At 38.0% G+C, this 532-nt stretch carries 1 protein-coding gene and 1 pseudogene; both read right to left on the minus strand.

What is annotated here, in order from left to right; all coding sequences use genetic code 11:
• Positions 1-266, minus strand: a pseudogene (locus C9E89_RS23175) (hypothetical protein); the annotation flags it as partial.
• The coding region (locus tag C9E89_RS23720) for a hypothetical protein (RefSeq protein WP_213069667.1) at positions 263-532 on the minus strand (270 nt) is incomplete at its 5' end. The gene C9E89_RS23720 and the pseudogene C9E89_RS23175, both read right to left, overlap by 4 nt.

Consider the following 532-nt stretch of genomic DNA (forward strand, 5'->3'; position numbering starts at 1 on the left):
TTTTCAAGCTTCTTAGTAATTTCCCTAGCCTCAGACAACATTCGATTATTTCGTTCAGTTACTTGGTTGAGATGCTTTAAATATTTAGATATCCACCAGATTGGATTTAATTTAGTTTTGCAATCTAGGCACAAAACTTCGTTATCTTCTTCTGAGATTTCAATGTGACTATGCTTGCACTCAGCACGTTGAAACACTCTCTCAAACTTGATGACTTTCTCATCATCTTTAATATTGATTGTGCTGGTTTCAGGATAAAAGCTCATAACTCCACCACCTTCGTATTTGGCGAGATGTGATTGCGGATGTTGGTGATGTGGTCTAATTCGAGTTGCTTGATTACTTCACTAGAATTAAACCGCTTTTCACAATTTCCGCTGTTATTACAATGAGATGTTTCTTGATGGTTGTTTGATTCATGTTGAGCAATGGCGGTGCGGAGGTTACTTAAGTTGTAACAGCATTCAAAATCATCATGAACCGAGTAATATTCACTTGAGTCTTTGCAGTAACTTGAAGCCCACTCAGGCGC

The sequence above is a fragment of the Acinetobacter sichuanensis genome (assembly GCF_003024515.2).
GTDB lineage: Bacteria > Pseudomonadota > Gammaproteobacteria > Pseudomonadales > Moraxellaceae > Acinetobacter > Acinetobacter sichuanensis.